6 protein-coding genes are annotated in these 8,444 nt (G+C 40.6%); 4 read left to right on the top strand and 2 right to left on the bottom strand.

Translation table 11 applies throughout. The features are described from left to right. On the top strand, nucleotides 1-1,804 hold a 1,804-nt coding region (locus AC5JMF_RS26010), incomplete at its 5' end, for a CHAT domain-containing protein (protein WP_495798598.1). Nucleotides 1,805-2,310: 506 nt separating this feature from the next. Here the strand turns inward: AC5JMF_RS26010 and AC5JMF_RS26015 are convergent. After that, nucleotides 2,311-2,511: a hypothetical protein gene (locus tag AC5JMF_RS26015; RefSeq protein WP_495798599.1), complete on the bottom strand. Its 201-nt coding sequence runs from the start codon at nucleotides 2,509-2,511 to the stop codon at nucleotides 2,311-2,313. Between the two features lie 22 nt (nucleotides 2,512-2,533). Further along, a complete protein-coding gene (locus tag AC5JMF_RS26020; protein ID WP_495798600.1) occupies nucleotides 2,534-2,812 on the bottom strand; it encodes a hypothetical protein in 279 nt (92 codons plus the stop codon). Nucleotides 2,813-3,240: 428 nt separating this feature from the next. Between AC5JMF_RS26020 and AC5JMF_RS26025 the strand changes: the two genes are divergently transcribed. The 3 genes from AC5JMF_RS26025 (at nucleotide 3,241) to mutS (ending at nucleotide 7,755) form a co-directional block, all read left to right on the top strand. Continuing rightward, the gene (locus tag AC5JMF_RS26025; RefSeq protein WP_495798601.1) at nucleotides 3,241-4,440 is read left to right on the top strand and encodes an AAA family ATPase; all 1,200 of its coding nucleotides are present in this window, start codon (nucleotides 3,241-3,243) and stop codon (nucleotides 4,438-4,440) included. Next, on the top strand, nucleotides 4,434-5,075 hold the full coding sequence (locus AC5JMF_RS26030) for a DUF4276 family protein (protein WP_495798602.1): 642 nt from the start codon (nucleotides 4,434-4,436) through the stop codon (nucleotides 5,073-5,075). Before AC5JMF_RS26025 ends, AC5JMF_RS26030 begins: the two co-directional genes overlap by 7 nt. Before the next feature lie 85 nt (nucleotides 5,076-5,160). Beyond that, nucleotides 5,161-7,755: a DNA mismatch repair protein MutS gene (mutS, locus tag AC5JMF_RS26035; protein WP_495798603.1), complete on the top strand. Its 2,595-nt coding sequence runs from the start codon at nucleotides 5,161-5,163 to the stop codon at nucleotides 7,753-7,755. Nucleotides 7,756-8,444 lie beyond the last annotated feature (689 nt).

Here is an 8,444-nt window from a genome sequence, read left to right on the forward strand (position 1 = left end):
ACTTCGGGTGGTGGGCGATCGCTCTGGCGAAGCTACCACACTCAATAACATCGGTAAAGTCTACAACGATTTAGGAAAAAAGCAGCAAGCACTGTCATTCTACAACCAAGCTCTGCCCATACTTCGGGTGGTGGGCGATCGCTCTGGCGAAGCTACCACACTCAATAACATCGGTAAAGTCTACAACGATTTAGGACAAAAGCAGCAAGCACTGTCATTCTACAACCAAGCTCTGCCCATACTTCGGGCGGTGGGCGATCGCTCTGGCGAAGCTACCACTTTAGGTAATAGGGGTATATTATTTCAAAAGACAAATCGACCTACTGAAGCCATTACAGATTTAGAAAAATCTCTCCAAATCACTTTAGAAATGCGTCGGGGTTTGCAGCAGCAAAATCGCCAAAATTTTTTACAGCAAAATGATTGGAGTGCAACTGCATTAGTTCATGTCCTAATTGAGCAAAAAAAAGATGCTCAAGCCTTTGAATGGGTTAATTTATTCACCACATCTGAGCTAGCTGACTATAATCGCTTAATTAATGCCAAAATTGCGAACTCTGAAGCACAGCAAGCTATTAATAAGTGGAATCAACAAAATCAACAACTAGAATCATTAAGACAACAACTACAAACTAATGATTCGGAAGCTTTAGCTCAAAAGATTCGCCAATTAGAAATGCAAGTCTATCAGCAAGCAGCAGAAATATCCCGCGATTTTCCTGAAGTCGCAGAACTATTTGAAACTACACCTGAAGATATTAATAAACTTAAATCCTCAATCCCCACAGGTACGGTAGTAATTCAACCTGTTTTGTTGACGAATGTAATAGACATACCCAATTCTATTGCTATTTTTGTCTTAACTAAAGACAAACTAAATATTATTAAAACCCCGATTAATGCTAGTGAATTTGATAAATTACTCACCCAATATCTACAGCAGCTACAGGATGACAGTGATGCTGACTATGTCGAAACTAGCGGCAAACTATACGATATCCTTATTCGCCCTGTAGAAGATGCCATCAAACTGTCAGATAAACAAGTGAGTATTATCACCACTGGTAAACTGCGCCATTTGCCTTTTGAAACGCTCAGAGATAGCAAAACTCAACAATATTTAATCGAGAAATACCCAATTAATTATCTCAGCCGCATCTCTACTCGTTCTTTAGAATTTGTTGAGAAGCCAGGTATTTCAACTCAAACAAAAAAAGCAGTCTTAGCATTTGGTAATCCCGTACCCCGCGAACCGCAAAAGTTACCAGGAGCAGAAACGGAAGTCCAAAAAATTGAGCAATTACTGCCAGGAAGTAAAGCTTATATACGCGATGGAGCCACCCTTGCAAGGTTCAAATCTCAAGCCTTGCGCTTTCCTTTTCTGCACTTAGCTACTCATGGCTGTTTTCAAAATGCAGATTGTAAAAAGTTAAACTTGCAAAATAACACATTGCTGTTTGCGGACACACAATTTAACATTGCTGATGCGGCATTATTAGGATTAAAAGGTACACAATTACTGACTTTAAGCGCCTGTCAAACTGCCTTAGATATTAATGCCAAAGGTCAAGGAATTGCAGGTGTTGCTTATATATTTGAACGTGCTGGTGCTAAAGCTGTAATGGCTAGTTTGTGGGCAGTTGATGATGCAGCAACTCAGGAATTGATGGTTGATTTTTATCAGAATCTGAAGCAGGAGATGAGTAAAGGTGAAGCTTTGAGACAAGCTAAGTTGAAGTTAATTGCAGACCATCGTCATCCTTTTTATTGGTCGCCATTTATCCTAATTGGCGATGCGCGCTAAAGTAATTCGTAACGACGCGACGCTCCTGTGTCGCTCTAAGCGAAGCTATGCCGTAGGCTTTACGCTACGCTATCGCTACCGCTGACGCTCGTACCTCGCTAACGCTATCTCTTAACTTGCACATTTTATAACCGTTATACAGTAAGGCTTTGAGAAATCTCATAAAAATGTGCTTGTTTCATATTTTGCGGGAGCGTTAATCGCGCCCGTGGGAGGCTTACATCTTGCACCTACCAGTGAAAACAATGAGTCTGCCGCAATAAAGTTATAAAAATTACATATCTATTTGTCTGTGCATTTAGTCCATTTCTAATGGACTTTTGCTATAAGACAGGGATTTACAATCCCTGGCGGTAGAGAGCGAAGCCGAACAATTAGGTAAGTTTTGCGACTGACAGTTTGAAAGGTGTAAGATCTGAGCTATCGATGACTCGCTATCGCTGCGAAGCGCGTAATTCGTAATTAAAAATATTTGTAGGTTGGGTTGCTATCGTCCATAAAGCACCCTACCAAACTGTAGAGACGCGCCATGGCACGTCTCTACAATAGACTTCTTGCAAAAATACTTGAACCGTCAGAGACTCAAGTCTCTGCCTAATAGCAAAAGTCCGTTGAAACGGACTAAAAATACTGTTATTAGTCGGTTGAAACCGACTTGAGTTATCAGCCAGAAAATAAATTTTCTGGCGAGTATCCGACTTTTGCAAGACGTCTAATTTTAAATGTGAGTTATTGTGTCAAAATTTGACGGATTAAAATACTCATCACCTCATCTGCGTTGCCGGTTAGTAGCAGTGGACTCCAGTCGCCAACGCTGGCGTAGCCAATTACCTGCAATTGATGAATTGTGCTGGTAACGACTTTCACAGAACCCATCAATATATGTTTAACAGGTTCTCTCTTGGGAAATGCAGGTTTTGTTGATTGATTGAAAGTAGGCGGATTAAAATCTTTGCCACGCAAGTACTGTTCTAACTGTGATTGGGCAGAATTTTCTGATTGTGCCATGATTGTATTTATACTCCGATATCTGGGGTTAGATAAAGGCGATCGCACTTTTCTTGGCGGAAGGAGGGATCGCCTTTATCATGTCTAAATTTTAAAGTATAATTTTATACTTGTCAACTACTAAATTCAAAAAAAATTGAAGTTTATAATACCGCTACTCAAAGAGTAAAAAATTCTTGAGCGATCGCTTTTCAACTGTAACGTCAAGTTAATCTGGGATATCATAGACTTTATATGCGTACTTATACCAATTCTGTATTAAAGATGCGCTAAATTATCTTAGGTTTAGTACAAAAAATTAAAAACGAACCGCCAAGAACGCCAAGATAAGAGTTTAGGAGAGTTTGGCGCAGTTTCACAAAGAAATGGTATTACTAGTAAGCATGACATTAATAAAATATAGATAATTAACTAAATAGAAAAAATTAATGGAAGGTAAAAAATTTATCCGCACTCTGCGATTAGAAAACTTCCTTTCCTATGGAAGTGACAGTGAAGAAATTCAACTGCAACCACTAAATGTTTTAATAGGTGCTAATACTTCTGGTAAATCAAATTTAATTGAAGCAATTGGAATTTTAAAAGCAACACCAACAGACTTACCAACTCCATTTCGGCAAGGTGGAGGAGTTAGCGAGTTTCTGTGGAAGGGTGAACAGGAAAATCCAATAGCCAAAATAGAAGCTACTTTAGATTACCCTCAAAGATCCAAAATTTTACGTTATCAGGTTAGTTTGACTGCAACTGGACAAAGACTAGAACTAGTGGATGAAGCTGTAGAGAATGAACAGCGATATTCAGGCGAACAAGATGTCTATTTTTATTATCGATACCAACGTGGCCGGCCAGTTTTAAATATTAAGAAGATAGACGATGATTCCGGAAGTATTGAACGTACTCTTCGTCGAGAAGATTTAGTTCCAGATCAGTCAGTTTTATCACAAAGGAAAGACCCTGACTTGTATCCAGAACTTTCATATCTTAGTAATGAGTTTTCAAATATTGGTTTATATCGTCATTGGCAAATGGGGCGATATTCAGAACCAAGAAATGCTCAAAAAACTGATTTACCTGAACATCCTTTATTAGAAGATGGAAGTAATTTAGGTCTAGTTTTAAATAATTTACAACACAAAATAGGCAATAGATTAATTCTTGATAAACTCAAAAAATTTTATGCGGCAGCAGAAGAACTGAGTGTCAGGATATATGGTGGTACAGTACAAATATTTATTCGAGAGGAAGGTTTCATTCAACCTATTCCGGCAAATCGTTTATCCGATGGTACATTGCGTTATTTGTTTTTAATAGCGTTACTTTTAGATCCAACTTCACCACCACTTATATGTATTGAAGAACCAGAAATAGGGTTACACCCAGATATTCTACCGACTATTGCAGAAATGCTAATAGAAGCATCAAAGCGAACTCAAATCATAATTACTACTCATTCTGATGCTTTAGTTTCTGCTTTAAACGAATATCCTGAATCAATTTTGGTATGCGAACGCGATGAAAAAGGTTCTCACCTGCGCCGCCTTGAACCTGATAGACTCAAAAATTGGCTAGAAAATTATACTATTGGCGACCTCTGGCGGATGGGTGAAATTGGGGGTAATCGATGGTAACAGAGATGAGAATTTATATAGAAGGTGGTGGTGATGGAAAGAATACTAAAGCTTTAATTAGGCAAGGATTTAGCCAATTTTTAAAACCAATTGTAGAAATAGCTAAAAGTAAAAAGATTAAATGGAATATTACTATTTGTGGTTCTCGTAATAACGCTTTCCGTGATTTTAAGAATGCTTTAAAATCTCATCCAGAAGCCTTTAATGTTTTGCTTGTTGATGCAGAAGCGTCTGTCACCAAGCCATCTCCTTGGGAACATCTGAAGTTTAGGGATAACTGGGATGCACCACTGGGAGTTGATGACAGTCACTGCCATTTAATGGTACAAGCAATGGAAGCTTGGTTTATTGCTGATGTGTCAACTCTGAAGCAATTTTATGGACAAGGATTTAAAGAAAATGCTATTCCTAAGAATGCTAATGTGGAGAATATTGACAAAGATAGTTTAGAACCAAGCCTAAAAACTGCAACTCGTAGCACTATAAAAGGTGAGTACCAAAAAATCAAACACACCTCGAAGCTTTTGGAATTGTTGAATATTGCTAGGGTGCGTGAGGCTTCGCGATACTGCGATCGCCTTTTTACCACACTAACAGAAAAAATGGAACCAACCAACAAATCCACCCAAGAGTAAAAAATTCTTGAGCGATCGCCCCTCACTAGTGACATCGCGTTATCATCGGATATTGTGGCTTTTTTGTGCGTAACTCCTAGCATCTATGACCGCTTCTCACTCTGAAACTCCATCTACCAAAGCTGACGCGAGTACTTTTATTTGTGACCATCTACAGGTAGATCGCAGTAAGCTAAGTCAAATGTACCTCCACTATGTCGAAACAAAGGATAAATATCCTCATTCAATGTTGCTGTATCGCGTGGGAGATTTCTTTGAATGCTATTTCCAAGATGCTGTGACGCTAGCACAAGAATTAGAATTAGTCCTCACTAGCAAGCAAGCAGGGGAACAAGGACGGGTGGCCATGTCTGGTGTTCCGCACCACGCTTGGGAACGCTACACGACGATGCTAGTAGAAAAAGGCTATGCAGTGGTAATTTGTGACCAAGTAGAAGACGCTTCAGAAGCCGCCGGCAGACTAGTAAGACGGGAAGTAACGCGCATCCTCACACCTGGTACTTTGCTGGAAGAAGGGATGCTAAAATCAAGCCGCAACAATTATTTAGCAGCCGTGGTAATTGCTGCCAATCATTGGGGCTTAGCTTATGCAGATATCTCCACAGGGGAATTTTTAACTACTCAAGGTAGTGATTTAGAACATCTCACACAAGAACTAATGCGTTTGCAGCCTGCGGAAGTATTGGTTCCTAGCAATGCTCCCGATTTGGGTAGTTTACTACGTCCAGGGGAAACATCACCGCATCTACCACAATGTCTGCCGCCATCATTTTGTTATTGCCTACGATCGCAAGTCCCTTTCTCCCAAGCTGAGGCTAGATCTAGATTATTGCAGAAATTTAAAGTGCGATCGCTCGAAGGGCTAGGTTGCGATCATCTGCCTCTCGCTGTCCGTGCGGCTGGCGGTCTTTTGGAATACTTAGAAGACACACAAAAAGAAAACCCGGTTTCGCTGCAAAGGCTACGCACCTATACTACTACTGACTATCTAATCGTTGACCAACAAACCCGCCGTAACCTAGAAATTACCCAAACCGTGCGTGATGGTACTTATCACGGTTCTCTATTGTGGGCATTAGATAGAACCAGTACTGCAATGGGTGGGCGGGCTTTACGGCGCTGGTTATTGCAACCATTAGTTGATATTAAAGGAATTTGCTCACGGCAAGATACCATCCAAGAATTGGTAGAAAATACCACACTGCGTCAGGAATTGCGGCAGTTGTTGCGGCAAATTTATGATTTGGAAAGATTGACAGGAAGGGCAAGTTCAGGTACTGCTAGCGCTAGAGATTTAGCGGCTTTAGCAGATTCTCTCGCCCGCTTACCAGAATTATCTCGCTTAGTGGCTGATGCGCGATCGCCTTTTTTAAAAGCTTTACAAAAAGTACCACCCATCCTCGAAGAACTAGCACAAAAATTACACGTTCATCTTGTGGAGTCGCCACCCATACTCATTAAAGAAGGCGGATTAATTCGCGCTGGCATTAATCCCCAGTTGGATGAGAGAAAAGCAACTGTAGAGGCAGATCAGCAATGGATTGCTAATTTAGAAGTAGATGAAAGGGCAAAAACAGGAATACCTACACTCAAGGTAGGATTTAACAAAACCTTTGGTTATTATATCAGTATTTCCCGAGCCAAATCCGACCAGGTGCCGTCAAATTATATACGTAAACAAACCTTAACAAACGAGGAACGCTACATAACCCCAGAATTGAAGGAACGGGAAGCACGAATTCTCATAGCAAGAGATGATTTAAATCAGTTGGAATATGAGATTTTTGTCGCACTACGGGATGAGGTGAGTATCCAAGCAGATGTAATTCGCAATCTTTCTCGTGCGGTGGCGGCGGCAGATGTGTTGTGTGGTTTAGCAGAGTTGGCGGTGCATCAAGGATACTGTCGTCCAGAAATGCTGCCAGGAAGGGAAATAGAAATTATTGATGGGCGTCATCCTGTGGTCGAACAGTCTTTACCTGCGGGGTTTTTTGTACCGAATTCGACTGAGTTAGGGAGTGGGGAGTGGGGAGTGGGGAGTGGGGAAGTAGGAAATTCATCACTTACTGATTTAATCATCCTCACTGGGCCGAATGCGAGTGGTAAAAGTTGTTATCTGCGTCAAGTGGGGTTAATTCAGTTAATGGCGCAAATTGGCAGTTTTGTACCTGCTAAGTCTGCGAGGTTGGGAATATGCGATCGCATTTTCACTCGTGTAGGTGCAGTTGATGATTTAGCCACTGGTCAATCTACCTTTATGGTAGAGATGAATGAAACTGCAAATATTCTTAATCATGCCACATCTAGGTCGTTGGTATTGTTAGATGAAATTGGCCGTGGAACAGCAACATTTGATGGTCTTTCTATTGCCTGGGCTGTCGCTGAATATCTCGCAACTGATATTCGGGCGCGAACAATTTTTGCCACACACTATCATGAATTAAACGAACTTGCGGGAATGTTATCAAATGTCGCAAACTATCAGGTGACAGTTAAAGAATTACCCGACCAAATTATCTTTTTGCACCAAGTCCAACCGGGGGGTGCTGATAAATCTTATGGCATTGAAGCTGGAAGGCTAGCGGGTTTACCAGCGGTGGTAATTCAACGCGCCAAACAAGTAATGGGGCAAATTGAGAAGCATAGTAAAATTGCGATCGGTTTGCAAAATTTAGAATAGACCTCTTGTAAAAGTCGGATACTCGCCAGAAAATAAATTTTCTGGCTGATACTCAAGTCGGTTTCAACCGACTAATATATTTTTAGTCCGTTTCAACGGACTTTTGCTATTAGGGAGAGACTTGAGTCTCTGACGGTTCAAGTATTTTTGCAATAAGTCTAATAGACAAATATCTAAACATTTTGGGCGAATAAAATTCACTACTACACAAAGCTTAGTCCACCTCCTTTGGAAAACACGGAAAATCGAGTTCTTGAAATCCACGGAGATGGGTTTTGTCTGTATAGTCGCGATTTCTAATCGCCGGGGTTAGTATTAATTTAGACTTTTCAAACATTCTTTTAGCTCGACTTTATCCATTTTTACCTCCGGGTCATCACAAGGGTAGACGAACGCTAAAAAATGCGGGTTTTGCTGCATACATAACATTTACAGCACATTTCATCTGAATGAAGTACACAAGGGCGGGCAGGATGCCCACCCCACAAGATTTATCATATTAAGATGTGTACTTCATTTACTTGCAAAGTGCTGTAAATAATGATTTGACGATATGTTTCTAATTTATCCATTTCAAAATCACCTCAAACAATAACTGACTAATAACTAAATCAGCTTTATAATCAACCATTCCGGGTGGCCGCCGAGAGGTAGAGTCGAGGGGAATGTTGCCATTCCACCCCTCTCTT

This window comes from Desmonostoc vinosum, assembly GCF_059505385.1.